This window comes from Oscillatoria nigro-viridis PCC 7112 (assembly GCF_000317475.1).
Taxonomy (GTDB): Bacteria; Cyanobacteriota; Cyanobacteriia; order Cyanobacteriales; family Microcoleaceae; genus Microcoleus; species Microcoleus nigroviridis.
Genome location: NC_019729.1, coordinates 2,348,015 through 2,363,671 on the forward strand (window position 1 = coordinate 2,348,015; position 15,657 = coordinate 2,363,671).

Annotated in this window: 15 protein-coding genes; 8 read left to right on the top strand and 7 right to left on the bottom strand. The window is 46.3% G+C overall.

Annotated elements, in window-relative coordinates; translation table 11 throughout:
- Positions 1 to 128: 128 nt before the first annotated feature.
- The 3 genes from cpcA to OSC7112_RS39565 all read right to left on the bottom strand — a co-directional run bounded on the left by cpcA (position 129) and on the right by OSC7112_RS39565 (position 2,189).
- A complete protein-coding gene (gene cpcA / locus OSC7112_RS10005) occupies positions 129 to 617 on the bottom strand; it encodes a C-phycocyanin subunit alpha (protein ID WP_015175793.1) in 489 nt (162 codons plus the stop codon).
- Positions 618 to 719: 102 nt separating this feature from the next.
- Complete coding sequence (gene cpcB, locus OSC7112_RS10010) at positions 720 to 1,238, bottom strand: C-phycocyanin subunit beta (RefSeq protein WP_015175794.1); 519 nt, start codon at positions 1,236 to 1,238, stop codon at positions 720 to 722.
- Positions 1,239 to 1,985: 747 nt separating this feature from the next.
- Positions 1,986 to 2,189, bottom strand: coding sequence for a hypothetical protein (locus tag OSC7112_RS39565; RefSeq protein WP_015175795.1), 204 nt, complete (start codon positions 2,187 to 2,189; stop codon positions 1,986 to 1,988).
- Positions 2,190 to 2,605: 416 nt separating this feature from the next.
- Here OSC7112_RS39565 and OSC7112_RS10025 point away from each other — a divergent pair, with 416 nt between their 5' ends.
- The 7 genes from OSC7112_RS10025 (at position 2,606) to OSC7112_RS10055 (ending at position 12,801) form a co-directional block, all read left to right on the top strand.
- Positions 2,606 to 5,428 (top strand): cation-translocating P-type ATPase, encoded by a 2,823-nt coding sequence (locus OSC7112_RS10025; RefSeq protein ID WP_015175796.1) that lies wholly within the window; start codon positions 2,606 to 2,608, stop codon positions 5,426 to 5,428.
- A 311-nt stretch (positions 5,429 to 5,739) separates the two neighbouring features.
- Complete coding sequence (locus OSC7112_RS10030; protein ID WP_015175797.1) at positions 5,740 to 6,993, top strand: DNA replication/repair protein RecF; 1,254 nt, start codon at positions 5,740 to 5,742, stop codon at positions 6,991 to 6,993.
- Between the two features lie 147 nt (positions 6,994 to 7,140).
- Positions 7,141 to 7,539 carry a photosystem II protein Psb27 gene (gene psb27, locus OSC7112_RS10035; RefSeq protein WP_041622463.1) on the top strand — a complete coding sequence of 133 codons (399 nt, stop codon included), beginning with the start codon at positions 7,141 to 7,143 and terminating at the stop codon, positions 7,537 to 7,539.
- Between the two features lie 359 nt (positions 7,540 to 7,898).
- A complete protein-coding gene (locus OSC7112_RS10040; protein ID WP_015175799.1) occupies positions 7,899 to 9,542 on the top strand; it encodes a family 10 glycosylhydrolase in 1,644 nt (547 codons plus the stop codon).
- Between the two features lie 263 nt (positions 9,543 to 9,805).
- On the top strand, positions 9,806 to 10,702 hold the full coding sequence (locus tag OSC7112_RS10045) for a polysaccharide deacetylase family protein (RefSeq protein ID WP_015175800.1): 897 nt from the start codon (positions 9,806 to 9,808) through the stop codon (positions 10,700 to 10,702).
- Between the two features lie 123 nt (positions 10,703 to 10,825).
- The gene (locus OSC7112_RS10050; RefSeq protein ID WP_015175801.1) at positions 10,826 to 11,449 is read left to right on the top strand and encodes a hypothetical protein; all 624 of its coding nucleotides are present in this window, start codon (positions 10,826 to 10,828) and stop codon (positions 11,447 to 11,449) included.
- Positions 11,450 to 11,523: 74 nt separating this feature from the next.
- The gene (locus OSC7112_RS10055; protein ID WP_015175802.1) at positions 11,524 to 12,801 is read left to right on the top strand and encodes a bifunctional sterol desaturase/short chain dehydrogenase; all 1,278 of its coding nucleotides are present in this window, start codon (positions 11,524 to 11,526) and stop codon (positions 12,799 to 12,801) included.
- Positions 12,802 to 12,948: 147 nt separating this feature from the next.
- Here the strand turns inward: OSC7112_RS10055 and OSC7112_RS10060 are convergent, their stop codons facing one another.
- Positions 12,949 to 13,548, bottom strand: a complete 600-nt coding sequence (locus OSC7112_RS10060) for a VOC family protein (protein WP_015175803.1) — start codon at positions 13,546 to 13,548, stop codon at positions 12,949 to 12,951.
- A 120-nt stretch (positions 13,549 to 13,668) separates the two neighbouring features.
- On the opposite strand from OSC7112_RS10060, the gene OSC7112_RS10065 reads away from it, so the two are divergent.
- Entirely contained in the window at positions 13,669 to 14,073 is a 405-nt protein-coding gene (locus tag OSC7112_RS10065; protein ID WP_015175804.1) for a gamma-glutamylcyclotransferase family protein, read from the top strand.
- A gap of 130 nt (positions 14,074 to 14,203) precedes the next feature.
- Here OSC7112_RS10065 and OSC7112_RS10070 read toward each other — a convergent pair whose 3' ends face one another.
- The 3 genes from OSC7112_RS10070 to OSC7112_RS10075 form a co-directional block, all read right to left on the bottom strand.
- Entirely contained in the window at positions 14,204 to 14,680 is a 477-nt protein-coding gene (locus OSC7112_RS10070) for a response regulator transcription factor (RefSeq protein ID WP_317623940.1), read from the bottom strand.
- A 3-nt stretch (positions 14,681 to 14,683) separates the two neighbouring features.
- A complete protein-coding gene (locus OSC7112_RS41725) occupies positions 14,684 to 14,812 on the bottom strand; it encodes a hypothetical protein (protein ID WP_263053601.1) in 129 nt (42 codons plus the stop codon).
- Positions 14,813 to 14,893: 81 nt separating this feature from the next.
- Positions 14,894 to 15,466: an ATP-binding protein gene (locus tag OSC7112_RS10075; protein ID WP_015175805.1), complete on the bottom strand. Its 573-nt coding sequence runs from the start codon at positions 15,464 to 15,466 to the stop codon at positions 14,894 to 14,896.
- Positions 15,467 to 15,657: the final 191 nt, after the last annotated feature.

Below are 15,657 nucleotides of genomic sequence, written 5' to 3' on the forward strand. Positions count from 1 at the left end.
CTTTAAAAATTGAAAACTGCTTAAAAAAGTATTTGCAAAACTAGGCTTGGATCGCAGATGCCCGGAATTGTAAACAACCGCTAACACTTAAGCTAACAGCAGCTTACAATCCCGGGCATCACGCAAATCTAGCTCAGAGCGTTGATTGCGTAGTCGATGTAGGAATTTGCTTCAGTTGCAGCGTCGCCACTGAGACCGTGGTTGCCTTTGATGTACTTGAGGGCTTCAACGTACCAGCTAGGAGACAATTCAAATGTCCGGTTGATTTCGTCAACACCTGCAATCAGGTACTCGTCCATCGGGCCGGTGCCGCCTGCAACTAAGCAGTAGGTTACCATCCGCAGGTAGTAGCCGATGTCGCGAGCGCACTTCGCTTTACCGGTTGGGGTAGAAGCGTAGTTCGGGCCTTGCATTTGTTGGGTGTACGGGAATTTGTTGTACACAGCTTGAGCTGCACCGTCGATCAAGCGCTGAGAGTTGGCGGTCAAAGCTTTGGCTGCTTCCAAACCTGCTGCTGCTTGGCGGAAACGTCCGAATGCGACTTGCAATTCAGTGCTGCTGAGGAAACGGCCTTGAGAATCCGCTGCGGTTACTGCTTCAGTCAAAGGGGTTTTCATTGTTCTGGTGTCTCCCTAATGTTGTGTTGTTTATGTACAAAAATGATTGTTTGCAAAAATGCGATGCTCGCTTCTTTACAAAAAAGGTTCGCTTGGCTATTTTTAGCCGACTGCATTGGCAGCGCGGTCGAAGTAGCTGCCGATTTCAGACATCAGCGAGCTGCAATCACCACGGGTAACACCGTTGGGGTCGTTAGCGATCGCGATTGCTGCTTCTTTCATTTTTTGCACGCCGGCTGCAACTGAGCCACCGGGAACTCCCAGAGCTTGGTATGTTTCACGCAGACCGTTCAAGCAGCGGTCGTCCAAAACGCTGGCGTCGCCTGCAAATGTTGCATAGGTGACGTAGCGCAAGATGATTTCCATATCGCGCAAGCAAGCTGCCATGCGACGGTTGGTGTACGCATTGCCACCAGGAGCGATCAGTTGTGGCTGTTCGGCGAACAGGGTGCGAGCTGCATTGGCTACGATGGTGGATGCGCTGCCGGTGATGCGGTTTACTGCGTCAATCCGCTTGTTGGCGTCGGAAACCATGCTGCTGAGAGCATCTAGTTGACCCTGAGCTAGAAATTCGCCCCGAGCGTCAGATTGGGAAACCACTTTTGTAAATGCGTCAAACATGAAAGAACTCTCCTACTTGAGTTAATTGAGTTTGGTTGCGGTATAAAACCGTTAAGTTAAATTTGTTCAGGCTACGAGTGCCTGCAAGGGTTGAAATTTGATGCCAGCTAATCTGCTGGTCCGATCGAGTTTTCCCTTTCCGCTACCTGCACTATTGTTACATTGCAACGGACGTTTAAGAAACCTTAGAAATTTTAACATCTTTTATGAGATGCGACAAACCTTGTCAATCAGTGTTTTTGTTAACTTTGGCCTGTCGTTTCAACCCTCTGATAATCTTTATACAACGCTCGCCCGTCTTTGTTTATTACAAATTATTACACAAAGTTATCTCTCTAAGAAGGTAAATGTCTGGGTGGGCAAGTCCGGGCTAATCTCATTCCTGCGGTAGATGCGGGTTTGCCAAACAAAACGCAGAGTTTGCTTCCCTCACCCCTGCCGTCGCGGTTGAACCGCCGCGAACCATCTCGTGGGCCGCCTTTGTTGGCTTTCTTTGGAAAATCCGAATTGTTAAGAAGTATTAAGTAAATTAAAGTTTTCGTAAAAGAAGGCTGGGGGAATTGGGAAAAAACCAAAAATTCTGCCCAATGTCAGGAGGGCAGCAGAATTCGGTGTGGGCAAAATCCAAAAGATTGTGAACCCCCTCGCCACAGCCTCAGCTTTTGTCGCAAATATCAGCAAGCATCTACTGTATGCCCTGCAGCGGTTGCAAAAAAAACTTTCTTCATCTATATCTTCTATAAGCAATCATCGCATCATTTGTGAATTTCTTACAGACTCCCAGCGAGTTCGGGGAGGGTTGGGGTGGGGTAAAAAATTGACGACTCCTGCAAGGATTGCTATATGTTCTGCTTCCCACAGGCTAGCCCCACGCCAGCGTGTGGCAAGCTGAGCATTGTGGAGGGTGAGAAAACCAACATAGGCGATCGAGACCTGTGGACGCAGCGCCATTTTTATTTTAACATTAAATAATGCGAATAGATGAGTTCGGATACCGGCGTTTTTTTGATTGCGTTTTTTTTAGGTAGGTTTTGACCGACGACGCACGCTTTCATCCCCAGACTAAAGTCACTCATGCTCTCAGCTTATTTTCTGTGTAAAAGCCGAAGGAATTGCTAATTTTTAGTAGTAAGGTGGATAGGTGCTATCAGCCGTAGGCATACAAACGGCGCGATCGAGCCGCCAGACGCAGTGAAGTTAAAAGCTTTTTGCTTCCCCGGCATCAAACCGCCCAAAACGAGTCCCAAGTTAAACAGTTTTTTATTCAGAACCCAAAACTTAAAAGTTTCTGACTGTAATCAGCCACATCCATCGGCTGTAGCTGTCCGGCCTCATTCGCCTAATTTCCCCAGGATCGATCGTAATTTATGTCTTCAAATTCTCCCTCTTCTTGGCACACCGTAGCAATTGACAAAACTCTCAAGCAGCTAAGCAGCAACAAAGACGCTGGCTTGAGCAGCAAACAGGTGTCAGAACGCTTGCAGCAATACGGCCCCAACGAACTAGAAGAAACAGGAGGCCGCAGTCCGTGGTCGATTTTTGTCGATCAGTTCACCAACATCATGTTGTTGATGCTGATGGGTGTGGCCGTGATTTCGGCTTTTTTGGACATTCGGTCCAATACTTTTCCCAAAGACGCGATCGCCATTTTTGCGATCGTCATACTCAACGGCATTCTCGGCTATTTCCAAGAGCAAAGTGCTGAAAAAGCCCTCGCAGCACTCAAAAACCTCGCTTCTCCCCTAGTCAGAGTCCTGCGGGACGGCAAAACTTCGGACATAGCAGCCAAGGAACTCGTACCCGGAGACGTGATGCTGTTGGAGGCTGGGGTAAAAATAGCAGCAGACGCACGCTTGATCGAAACATCAAATCTGCAAGTCAGAGAATCTGCTTTGACAGGGGAAGCTCTAGCAGTAACCAAGCAAGCCGATCTAGAACTTCCAGAAGATGCTTCCTTGGGCGATCGACTCAACCTGATTTTTCAGGGTACAGAAGTTGTTCAGGGACGAGCAAAGGCGATCGTCACCAACACCGGAATGCAAACTGAACTGGGCAAAATTGCCGCCATGCTTCAGTCAGTAGAAAACGAACCGACTCCCCTGCAACAGCGGATGGATCAGTTGGGAAAGGTTCTAGTCTCCGGTGCCCTAACCTTAGTCGCAATTGTCGTCATCGGCGGCATGATTAGCTTCCAAAACGGCAGCATCGGATTCGATACCAGCAGGTTTGAAGAGTTGTTAGAAGTTTCTCTGAGCATGGCTGTGGCTGTTGTTCCCGAAGGACTCGCAGCAGTCGTGACAGTTACTCTGGCACTCGGAACTAGGCGGATGGTGAAGCGAAACGCCCTGATTCGCAAACTGCCTGCGGTAGAAACTTTGGGTTCGGTAACTACCATTTGTTCTGACAAAACAGGTACTCTGACTCAAAATAAAATGGTAGTTCAGCTAGTGTCTACGGGCGACTGCACTGTCGCCGTCGCAGGCGACGGCTATGCCCCGATCGGAGATTTTACCGATCGCCTGACATCGGCCAAAATTAATAATTTAGAGGAATATCCAGAACTCGAATCTTTATTAATTGCCTGTGCAGTTTGCAACGACGCAGTATTGCAACAAGAACAGCAAGAATGGCAGATTTTAGGCGACCCCACAGAAGGATCTCTGCTGTGTGTAGCGGGAAAAGCAGGCATTTATAAGGAAAAACAGTCTCAATTGCTGCCGCGGACGGCGGAATTTCCTTTTTCTTCGGAACGCAAGCGGATGAGCGTGATTTGCCAAGTGCCCGGCCGATCGGGACATTCGGGATTTCCCGCAGAAAAAGGACAGCAGCCGAATTATTTGATGCTGACCAAAGGTTCTCCAGAGTTGACTTTGGAGCGCTGCAAAGGCATTATAGTCGGCGATCGAGTACAAGCTTTAACCCAGGAAATGCGCGATCGCATCCTCGCCGAAAACAACAACATGGCAAGCCGCGGTTTGCGAGTCCTCGGGTTTGCGTACAAACTCTGGGAAAACCTGCCGCCCGAAGGTTCTGAGGAAACCAGCGAACAAGACATGATTTGGCTGGGACTCGTCAGTATGCTGGACGCCCCGCGGCCGGAAGTGCGGGAAGCAGTGGTGAAGTGCCGCAATGCAGGGATTCGGGTGGTGATGATTACAGGAGACCACCAGTTGACAGCAAAAGCCATCGCCTACGATTTAGGTATTGCTAGAGAGGGCGATCGAGTTCTCACCGGTCAAGAATTAGAAAAGCTCAGCCAAGAAGAACTCAAACAGCAAGTCGAACAAATTAGCGTTTACGCCCGCGTTTCCCCCGAACACAAATTGCGAATAGTCCAAGCTTTGCAAAGTTGGGGCAAATTTGTCGCGATGACCGGCGACGGCGTTAACGACGCCCCCGCCTTGAAACAAGCCGATATCGGCATCGCCATGGGGATTACCGGCACCGATGTCAGCAAAGAAGCTAGCGATATGGTGCTCCTCGACGACAACTTCGCAACTATTGTCGCCGCCGCTGAAGAAGGGCGAGTGGTTTATAGCAATATTCGCCGCTTTATTAAGTACATTTTGGGCAGCAACATCGGCGAAGTTTTGACAATTGCGGCCGCACCTTTACTCGGTTTGGGAGGAGTGCCGCTGACGCCCCTGCAAATTTTGTGGATGAACTTAGTAACAGACGGCGTTCCCGCTTTGGCCTTGGCCGTGGAACCGGGGGAACCGAACGTGATGAAAAGGCCTCCTTTCAGTCCGCGAGAAAGTATTTTTGCGCGGGGTTTGGGTTCTTACATGATTCGGATCGGGATTATTTTTGCAATTTTGACGATCGCGATGATGTCCTGGGCTTACGGGTATACCACCAACCCTAACCATGTGGGAGATCCCGAGGCTTGGAAAACAATGGTGTTTACAACTCTCTGTTTGGCACAAATGGGTCACGCGATCGCAGTTCGGTCTAACACTCAGCTAACTATTGAGTTAAATCCCTTCACTAATGTTTTTGTGTGGGGGGCTGTAATTGTGACTACTATTCTGCAATTGATGCTGATTTACGTTCCGCCGCTGAGATCGTTTTTTGGCACTCATTATTTAACGGGATTTGAGTTGCTAGTTTGCCTCGGTTTCAGCGCCCTGATGTTTGTCTGGATTGAAATGGAAAAACTGTTCTTGCGGTTTTACAAATCTAGAAAATAGTGTTAATCATGGCTGACGCTTACTGCTCGATGTTTCCTGATTAGCTAGACCGCTCGCCCGATCGCTATTCTCCACAGTCGCCAGGGTGTAAAACCCCTGGCCCACAGCGAAAGTAATCGCTATGAAGACTAAAGATATTATTCCACAATTAAACATTTATTACTTCGTTATAATGTCATTGCGAGCGCCACTGGTCGCGAAAATTCCAATTGCAAAAAAGGGTCACAATTGCCAACAGGTCAGGTGCGCTCGATCGTGTACCCCACGATGACTGTATTACCAATTACCAATAATTACCAATTACTAATATTATGTATTTGAAAACGCTTCACCTACGGCAGTTTCGGAACTACTTCGATCAAAAAGTAGCGTTTGACGCTCCCAAAACCATTTTAGTAGGAAATAACGCTCAAGGAAAATCTAACTTGTTAGAAGCGGTAGAGTTGCTTTCTACATTAAAAAGCCACCGGGTAGGGCGCGATCGCGATTTAATACTCGACTCAAAGCCGATCGGGCAAATTGATGCTACACTCGAACGTCAAACCGGAGCGATCGACTTAGCTTTAACTCTTCGCTCTGGGGCGCGCCGGATCTGCAAGCTCAACGGTGAACCGCTGCGCCGCCATTTAGACTTTTTGAGCGTCTTAAATGTAGTGCAATTTTCTTGTTTGGATTTGGACTTAGTGCGCGGCGGGCCCGAAGGAAGGCGCAATTGGATCGATCGCCTAGTCATCCAGTTAGAACCGATTTACGCTCACATTTTGCAGCAGTACAACCAAATTTTGCGCCAGCGAAACGCTCTGTTGAAACGTTCTAAAGAAATCAGGAAAGCGGAATTTTCCGAAAGTTTTGACAAGATGCGATTTATCGGATCTGAAACTCCCGAAGACCAAAATATTGCAGAATTCCCAATGCCCAATGCCCCATTCCCCATTCCCAGTTCCCAATTCCCCATTCCCAGTTCGGAATTAGCTTTGTGGGACGCGCAGTTGGCGACAGCGGGCGCTCGCGTCATCCGCAGGCGCGATCGAATTTTGGAGCGGTTGATGCCTTTAGCTCGAAATTGGCACCGTTCAATTAGCGGTTCAGGAGAAGTTTTAGATGTGAAATACGATGCTAATATTGAAGTAGGGGCGGAATTGATCGCTAAAGATAATCTCGAAGGAGTGCGACAAGCATTTTTAGAGAAAATTCAAAAAAGGGCGATCGCAGAACAGTTTCAAGGAACCACTTTAGTCGGCCCCCACCGCGACGACATTACATTTACCATTAACAATACCCCAGCTCGTCAATACGCATCCCAAGGCCAGCAGCGAACTCTGGTATTAGCATTAAAATTAGCCGAATTGCAGCTTATTGAAGAAGTCGTCGGCGAAGCGCCTTTACTATTGCTCGACGACGTACTTGCAGAACTCGATCTGAGCCGCCAAAATCAACTTTTAGAAACAATTCAGGAACGATTTCAAACTCTGATTACTACAACTCACCTAGGTGCTTTTGATGCTCAGTGGCTGCGACAAACCCAAATTCTCTCCGTCGTTGCTGGACAAATCAATCGATTTTAGATTTGAGATTTGAGATTTGAGATTGACAAAAATTCTGTTTTATGGTAATGGTGAAAAAAAATTGAAAAATTGGCATTATTAGCTCCATTCGAGATAGGATAAAGGTTAATTTTGATTGCCGCTTTCGCTGCCATTTTTCTAAACCTTATGAAGCATTACATTTCTCGTCTGTTAGCCCTGGTATTAGTTGTTGTCATCGGCGTAGCGGGCTGTACCAATGTTCCGGCCACTCTGAGTGGAGATTACGGTCAAGACACATTAGCATTAGTGAAGAGCTTGAGAACAGCGCTCACTTTGCCAGAGGGCACGCCGGAAAAAGCAGCCGCTCAAGCCAAGGCTCGCACAAGTATCAACGATTTTTTTGCTGCCTACCGCCGCGATCCCGCTCTTACCAAGCTGGCCTCTTTCACGACAATGCGGACGGCATTAAACTCTTTGGCTGGACATTACAGTTCCTATCCAAACCGTCCCGTTCCTGAAAAATTGAAAAAGCGTCTTGAGTCAGAATTTCAGCAGATTGAAGCTGCTCTTAGCAGAGGAGCTTAATCTCAAAATTTAGGATCGAGGATAAATTTTAATGATTCATCTTTCATCCTTGATATTTGAGTGTTAACAATTTTTAGTAGAAATATCCACTGTTTTTAGCGCCAACTGTATCCAGGCGCTTTTTTATGCAGCATTTAGGGAAAAAATACTGAAAAACGGTTTAATCGCAGAGTTTTATCTTATCCTATCGCCCTTATTGAATTTAAATAGCCGTCAGATAGAATTTGCATTGTGCGATCGACTTGTGCCATAACTAGGTCAACCGAAAAAAGTAGAAAATTTGTAGCTGCTTGTTGAGCGCGATCGCATTTTTGCGCTCGCCACCCAATTTAAACCAGAAAACCCCATTCAATTCTCCCATGAAAATTGCACCAACTCGCATCGCGAATTTTCAACACCAGCGACGCTTTTTCAGTGCGGTAACTGCTGTTTTAACCAGTAGCTTCATCAGCCAGCTTGTTTGGCCGTTTATCGGAAATCAACCAGCTTTGGCCCAAACATCAGCCTATTGCCAATTATCCCAAGAACAGGTCAATCAAAAAGAAGACTTGCGCCGCGCCGCGCTGTCGGGAAAACCGGAATCTCAGCAAGCATATTTTGCTGTTTTGAACAAACACGCGCGGGAAATAGCAGAATGCCGCCAAAAAACTTGGCCCGAAACCCAAGCAATTTGGCTGCGTTTGTATCCCTGCGATGTCAGACCCGGAGAAATCGATCGAGTATTAGACAAAGTTGTGAATAAAGGCTACAACCAAGTCTATATCGAAGTGTTTTACGATGGTCAAGTGCTGCTCCCAGCAGCCGACAATCCTACGGCTTGGCCTTCTGTTTTGAGAAATCGCGGTTACGAGAAATACGATTTGTTAGAAAAGGCGATCGCCAAAGGCAAACAACGAGGTTTAAAAGTTTATGCTTGGTTGTTTACAATGAACTTTGGCTATACCTATTCTCAGCGTCCCGACAGACAGCAAACCCTCGCTATCAACGGTAAAAATCAGACAACTTTAACAGTAGTTCAAGACCCAGGAATTAACGATGACTTAGGAGAAGTTCCGGGCAATCAAGCCTTTATCGATCCGTACAACCCACAAGCACGGCAAGACTATACTTTGTTAGTAAATCAAATAATCAAGCGCCAACCGCAAGGAATGTTATTCGACTACATTCGCTATCTACGGGGCGTCGGGCCTGCTTCAGTTGCTACAAAAGTTCAAGACTTGTGGATTTACGGCCCAGCATCGCAGCAAGTTCTTTTGCAGCGGGCTACCAATCAGCAAGGGCGAGATTTAATTCAGCGGTATTTGACTAAAGGATTTATCAATCCTAATGACGTTCAAGCAGTAGTCAAACAGTATCCAACTGAGCGAGAACCTCTTTGGCAGGGCCGAATTTCGCAGGCGATGTCAGTAGCAACTACAGCTTCTAGAAGTCAGAATGCCGCATCCAGATCTGCCTCAACAACTCCCGCAGCTAACAAGCCAAACCCTGCAAGTCCCACACCAAAACCGACACCGCCGCTTCCCGATACTGGCACTCTGCAAAAAGACCTGTGGAAACTGAGCGTTGCTCACGCAGTCCAAGGGATTTTAGATTTTTTGGGGATAGCAATTCAACCAGCTCAAAGGATGGGAATTCCTGTAGGAGCCGTGTTTTTTCCCACTGCAAATCAAGCGATAAATCAAGGAGGATATGATTCTAGATTGCAGCCTTGGGACACATTTCCGGCTGCTATAGAATTCCACGCCATGTCTTACGGAAATTGCGGGGATGTAAGCTGCATTGTGCCGCAGGTGCAGCGGACAGTAAGTTTAGCGCCTGCAGGAGCAAAAATTATTCCTGCCATTGCTGGAGATTGGGGAAAACCTCTAAAAAATCGGCCGTCTTTGGAGATTCAAATGCGGGCAATTCGCTCGGCGACGCCGCAAATTAATGCGGTGAGTCATTTTGCTTTTGGGTGGCAAGAACCGGAGGATGAAAGGGCGCGGCAAACTTGCCGATTGTAGATATATTTCTGGACGCAAAGGGTGTCATCACCTTGTTTTATGGTCGTCGCAAGAGCATGAAAGGGTAGATTTTTGAGCAATAAACCGGGTTTTATTATCGGAATCAGCGGCGAATCACGATTGATTTGCCTAAGAAAACCCGGTTTTTGCCTAAGTCTTGCTGGAGTAGGATCGACCTTTTGAACAAAAAATAATTTACCAAACTTTCAAGCTGGCAGAACAATCAGGCATAATGAGATTGTTCAAAATAAATCCTATAACTGATGAGTCCCAAAGGCAATAAAAAACGGGTTATTAAAACCGTTATATTTATCGGATTGACCCTCACAATTTCTCTGTTGTCGGAAAACAAAAAAACCGCCAATTCAAATCCGCTAATACCGATCGCACCCGTTGAAAATCCCCCGCCAAACCTCCTGAAACCCCGAAAACTCAAAACACCTCCTTCTCCCTCCCCAACTCCCTCTCCCAAACCTCCCGAACAACCTTTAGTCTTCGCACCGCCGGCGCAATTTCGCAGCCAGATTGTGTATAAAGCCGGTATTAACAACTCAAAAGTTATCGCCCTGACATTTGACGATGGCCCAACGCCTGAAACTTTGAAAATATTAGAAGTTTTGCAGAAACATCAAGTTGTGGGCACATTTTTCTGCTTGGGTGCAAATTTGCGGGAGTATCCAGAAATTGCGAAAAGAGTTGTGCAAGCGGGAAATGCGATCGGCAACCATACTTGGCATCACTATTCTCATAATGTTACCGAAAAAACAGCCTCCGATGAAATAGATAATACTGGTGTTCATATTTATCGATCGACTGGGGCAAAAAGTTTGTTGTTTCGCCCTCCCGGCGGGCGCTTAAATAACGGTTTGGCAGATTACGCTAAAAAGAAAAATTATGTAGTGGTGATGTGGTCGATCGACCCTAAAGACTTTCTGCAACCTCCGGCGGCTGCGATCGCCCGTAGCGTGCTATCCCAAGCTTCAACGGGGGCGATCGTATTGTTGCACGACGGCGGCGGAAATCGCCAGCAAACAGTCGAGGCCCTATCTGCAATTATTCCCAAACTCAAACAGCAGGGATATCGTTTTCTAACCGTGCCGCAATTGCTGCAAATGCAAGTAGCCCAAAAACAACAAACTGCCGATCAAAAATCCCCATAAACAAACATCTCACCAAAATTAACTTACTGGGAATTTCATCTGCGTTCATTTGCGTTCATCTGCGGTTGAAAATCCCAATTATGCTAAACTTATTAACAACCATAAAACCATTTATTAATCATCATGCAAAAACTACAAACAAGAGATATCAACCTCCGCTATCTAATCGATAACTTCGGCTTGCAGCGAGTTCGCAACAGCGAATTTTTCCGAGAATGGCAAGAAAACTTACCCGAAGTAACCGACTCAGAAAAACAATTGCTCGATCGCGTTCAAGACATATACTTCAACTTGGTAGACAACCCGCCTGTATTGGAAAATGCAGTCAAGCTAACAATCATCAGCCCCATTTTGTTTATTGCCGGTCTGTATGAGTCTCCTTTTCAAGTCAAAGCCGAAAAGTCGATCGCCATTCAAGAGGAAGACGAAGGCAGAATCATCGAAGGCAGAATAGATATCCTAATTATGAAAGCAAACTTGTGGGTGACAGTAATAGAATCCAAACAACTTGCTTTTTCCACAGACGAAGCACTTTCCCAACTCCTGACATATATGCTGGCAGATCCCAATCCTGAAACTCCTACTTTTGGGATGATTTCTACAGGTGCTAACTTCTCTTTTGTGAAGTTAGTTAGAGGCGAAACTCCCCAGTATGCGCGATCGGCGGAATTTGTTATTTCCAATCCCGGCAATGAATTGTACCGCGTTTTGCAGATTTTAAAACGCCTGAGTAAACTCCCAGACTAGCAATAAAAGCCATTTTGAGTTATCTTTCAAAGCAGACAATATCTAATATCTCAAATTTCTCTCCTGGTGCGAGCATGGTAAATTACTCTATAGTCGGCGCTGTGGCAATAGGTTCTGTCTGCTGGGCAGAAATAATACGAGACTTTTATCACGTCGCGTCCCATTATTGGGCACCCCTGCAAAAGCTGCACACTTGGCATCACCGCGTTTTCCGCCCGAATTTGACCCCCGTCAGCGAGACAATTTACAAGCAAGCACACTGGCGTCACGACGTGCCCGAAGCTGCGGCGATGATGGTTTTGGGCTTGTTGCTGTGGGTTGTAGCTTATTTTGGGCTGCCGGAATACCACTGGGGCGCAGCAGCCGGTTGTATTTATACTTTAGGCTTTTTGTTGAGCGCGATCGCCCGCGGGATCGGTATCAAAGGTGCAGACAAATTAACCGACATCACCCACCAACCGGGAGACTTCCTGACTCCCCCTGGCAAGTGGTTAGTTAATAAACCTTATCACTGGCGGCACCACTTCGACAATCAAAATGCTTACTATTGCGGTACTTTCACCTTAATAGATAAACTTATGGGTACAGCACTTTCTCTCAAAGGCAAAACTGTAGCCGTCACCGGTGCATCGGGAACTTTAGGGCGATCGCTTCTCAAAAACCTGCACAAAGCTGGTGCAAAAGTTATCGCCCTCACCTCTGGAAATGAGGAAATTACTTTGAATTTAGAGGGCGAAAGTTTACCTGTAAAAACCATAACTTGGCAAACTGGCCAAGAGGCAGACTTAGCCCTATTGTTAGAAAAAATCGATATTCTCGTCATCAATCACGGGATTAACGTACACGGAGAAAGAACAGGAGAAGCGATCGCAAACTCCTACGAAATTAACACTTTTTCCGCGTGGCGGCTGATGGAACTCTTTTTCTTAACAGTCCGCACTAACGAAAACATCGCTTGCAAAGAAGTCTGGATCAACACTTCAGAAGCAGAAGTAATTCCCGCTGTCAGTCCCCTCTACGAACTCAGCAAACGCGCCCTGGGAGATTTAGTCACCCTGCGGCGGCTGGACGCGCCCTGCATCGTTCGCAAACTGATTTTAGGGCCGTTTAAAAGCAACTTAAACCCGATCGGCATCATGTCTCCCGACTGGGTAGCGCAGCAAATTGTCAAACAAGCTAAAGCTGATGTTCGCAATATCATCGTGACAATTAATCCTTTGACTTTTATAGTTTTTCCAATCAAAGAGTTTTTTGTTTCTCTTTACTTCCAAATTTTCAGCCGGAAAGCGATTTCAGAGATTAAAGCATCGGCGGCATCGGAAAAATCTAGCGTTGAATCTAAGATTAATTGACAAACAAGAAACCCGGTTTTTTAGATAAACCGGGTTTCTAACTGGGGATGTAATACCAAATTCGGCTTTAATACCCCTTTTATGCTTTAGTCGCTCTCAGCAGAGACCAAAGTTTGTCTAAGATCGGTTTTAACCGTTGAGTTTTATCTAATTACTAACCTCAGCCATTTCAATGACGCGGCCGTCATAATCCTTGACCAAAAAATTCAGCGGCTTTTCCCGGCGAATTTTATAACTAATGCCGCGAGTTTGTACCCTCATCAATAGCTGATCCAAACAATCGCGATCGAAACAAACGTGACGCTGGCGATTTTTTTCCCCTACACCGGCCCCGCTAATAATGTGCAGTTGGGTATTTTTCATCAACTGATACCACAAACCCTCGGGACTCCCCATTGTTTGAGAGGTCGTTGCCCTCCCGACATTCGGCGACAAATACAGCGGATCGATACCTGTTGTGCCCAAAGTTTGCTCGTAATTGTAGTAGTAGTGCAGCGGCACTTCTGCTACGGGCAGGTTTAGCATACCTTCATAGAACTCCCTCGCTTGTCCGAGATCCGATACCATCACCGTGTGCACCTTCGGAGCACTGGTGAGAAACATCCACATCGCCCCCGCATAGGCGGCCAGCAACATTACCATAATCCCTTGAGTCGAAAACAAGCTGTCCAGGGGCAGGGACGGCAAAAAAGAGCTCAAGTACAAAGGCCGAAGTCCAAAAGCAATAAAACTAACTGCTAGAGTCATGAATTATAAGAAAGGGTAAACAACGAAATTTAGGAAGATTGCAGTCGCGATCGCCCGCGAGACTTAAACTATTAGCTTAGCCATCTATGTTAGCAAAAACTAGCGGTTAGGCCTTACCCGATGAAAGTCTTTGTCTACGGCACTCTCAAACCCGGGGAGTCCAACTACCTCCGCTACTGCGAAGGAAAAGTTGTGGATGCTTGCCCCGCGATCGCCCGCGGTCAACTTTTTGCCCTGCCGATCGGCTATCCTGCGATGGTGGTCGGAGACGGCACAGTCTGCGGTTTTCTCCTCTGTTTCGCTTCCTCGGCTATTTTGGACGATTTAGACCGATTGGAAGACTATCATCCGCTGCGGGAACCGAAACAAAACGAATATCAGCGGCAGGAAATCGAAATCTTCGATCGACATCTCAAACCTTTAGGCACGGCTTGGGCTTACTTCATGTTACCCGATCGCGTTCGTTCCCTAGGAGGCATCTGGCTGCCCGACGGCAGGTGGGAAAATCGGTTTTTCACCAAATAAGGTGTTTAATGACGATGAGCTTAGGAAATAGCCATTGCTGTGGGTTCGGATCGAACCTGTAACCGTAACCCCGAATAGTTTTAATAAACTGCGACCCAGTAGCATCAACTTCAATCATTTTCTTGCGAATCTAACCGATATGCACGCTAACAACTTGGTCTTCTCCTGTGTCGTTGCAGTTCAACCCCCAGATTTTTTCGATTAGCTTTTGGCGACTCCAAGATTGACCGGAATGGATTGCCAAAAAATGCAATATCTTAAATTCCAAGGCTGTTAACTTGATAATTTTGTCGTTGAGTGTTGCTTCTCGACGCACTGAATCGATCGCGAATCGATCGAATACAATCCGTGATGGAGTCACGCACCTCATGCGTCTCAACACAACTTCTATACGAATTGCCAACTCTGCCAAACCACAGGGTTTGCAGATATAGTCATCAGCACCTGCGGACAGGACTTTAAGTCGATCGGCTTCGTCTGTGCGGCTGCTTAGTACAATCACAAAAACATTAGTACGGCGCTGCATTTCCTGGCAGAGGTGATAGCCTGTAGTATCCGGCAAATTCCAATCAAGAACTACTAGCAGTGGCTTGAATTTATCAAACAATTCTCAAGCCGTCTCGCCATCTGCTGCCGAATCTACTTGATATTTCTGATTTAAAAAACGATGAACTAGATTGCGGATTGATGAGTCATCATCCACAACGATAATCTTGGGAATAGTATCAGTAATCATCACAACAAAGTTTCTTCCTAGCGTCTATTTAAAGCTGGCAATTACAGAACAGCTTTAGTGCAGCTAAATCCCAGGTCGTTCCAACTAATACAGACTTTTTTGGGAGAATTCTTCTTTCAACTTCGCTTGAATGTCAAAAGGCTCTCCCCAATCCCAAATTTTTACTTCTAGGTGTTCCTTAAATACCATTATTTCCAGCTCTATCGGAGTTTCTAATGGCAGATTTTTGTGAGCGTGGCGAACAGCATTCGTAAACCCTTCAATCACAGCAAGTTTACACTGATGCACAACGACTAGGGGAATTGGTAGAGGATCTAACTGTTCAGCCCACGATAAAACTCGAGCAACAGCCTTGATATCAGTATTTATTTGAAGGCAGATTTTTTGAACTAGCTGGTTAGAAATTGGATCGGGTTGGGGAACTCGTTGCTTTGGCAACCCGAAATCAAAGCTAGTTAAAACATCGATCGCCCGCTTAAAAAAACCATCTTGAATGCTTTGTTGTGATGGTACTAGACCGGGCTGCTGATAAGATTTTACAATAAACAGACAGTTTCGACCGTCAGAAGTGCGAGTATAACTTAGCTCATCGGCAATTTTGCCAATAATTTTTATACCTATCCCACCTGACGGAATTTCATCTATGTTATCTCTCATGGTGCTATCCTTTGTCATCATTTAATCTGTACTTTTTTACCTAAAAAAGAGAGTGGCATTCAGAACGATTAAGTTTGCATGATTTATGCCTGAGTTTTCCCGTAGGCCGTGCAGTTGTTGTCCCGATCGTTTTCTCTTTTTTGCTGGGGTCTTGACAAACTCAGTTTGCGATCGCTAAACTGAGCGAAAAC

Coding starts and splice junctions, on each gene's coding strand:
- cpcA (WP_015175793.1), bottom strand. CDS start 617: ATGAAAACCCCTTTGACTGAAGCAGTAACCGCAGCGGATTCTCAAGGC.
- cpcB (WP_015175794.1), bottom strand. CDS start 1,238: ATGTTTGACGCATTTACAAAAGTGGTTTCCCAATCTGACGCTCGGGGC.
- OSC7112_RS39565 (WP_015175795.1), bottom strand. CDS start 2,189: ATGGCGCTGCGTCCACAGGTCTCGATCGCCTATGTTGGTTTTCTCACC.
- OSC7112_RS10025 (WP_015175796.1), top strand. CDS start 2,606: ATGTCTTCAAATTCTCCCTCTTCTTGGCACACCGTAGCAATTGACAAA.
- OSC7112_RS10030 (WP_015175797.1), top strand. CDS start 5,740: ATGTATTTGAAAACGCTTCACCTACGGCAGTTTCGGAACTACTTCGAT.
- psb27 (WP_041622463.1), top strand. CDS start 7,141: ATGAAGCATTACATTTCTCGTCTGTTAGCCCTGGTATTAGTTGTTGTC.
- OSC7112_RS10040 (WP_015175799.1), top strand. CDS start 7,899: ATGAAAATTGCACCAACTCGCATCGCGAATTTTCAACACCAGCGACGC.
- OSC7112_RS10045 (WP_015175800.1), top strand. CDS start 9,806: ATGAGTCCCAAAGGCAATAAAAAACGGGTTATTAAAACCGTTATATTT.
- OSC7112_RS10050 (WP_015175801.1), top strand. CDS start 10,826: ATGCAAAAACTACAAACAAGAGATATCAACCTCCGCTATCTAATCGAT.
- OSC7112_RS10055 (WP_015175802.1), top strand. CDS start 11,524: ATGGTAAATTACTCTATAGTCGGCGCTGTGGCAATAGGTTCTGTCTGC.
- OSC7112_RS10060 (WP_015175803.1), bottom strand. CDS start 13,548: ATGACTCTAGCAGTTAGTTTTATTGCTTTTGGACTTCGGCCTTTGTAC.
- OSC7112_RS10065 (WP_015175804.1), top strand. CDS start 13,669: ATGAAAGTCTTTGTCTACGGCACTCTCAAACCCGGGGAGTCCAACTAC.
- OSC7112_RS10075 (WP_015175805.1), bottom strand. CDS start 15,466: ATGAGAGATAACATAGATGAAATTCCGTCAGGTGGGATAGGTATAAAA.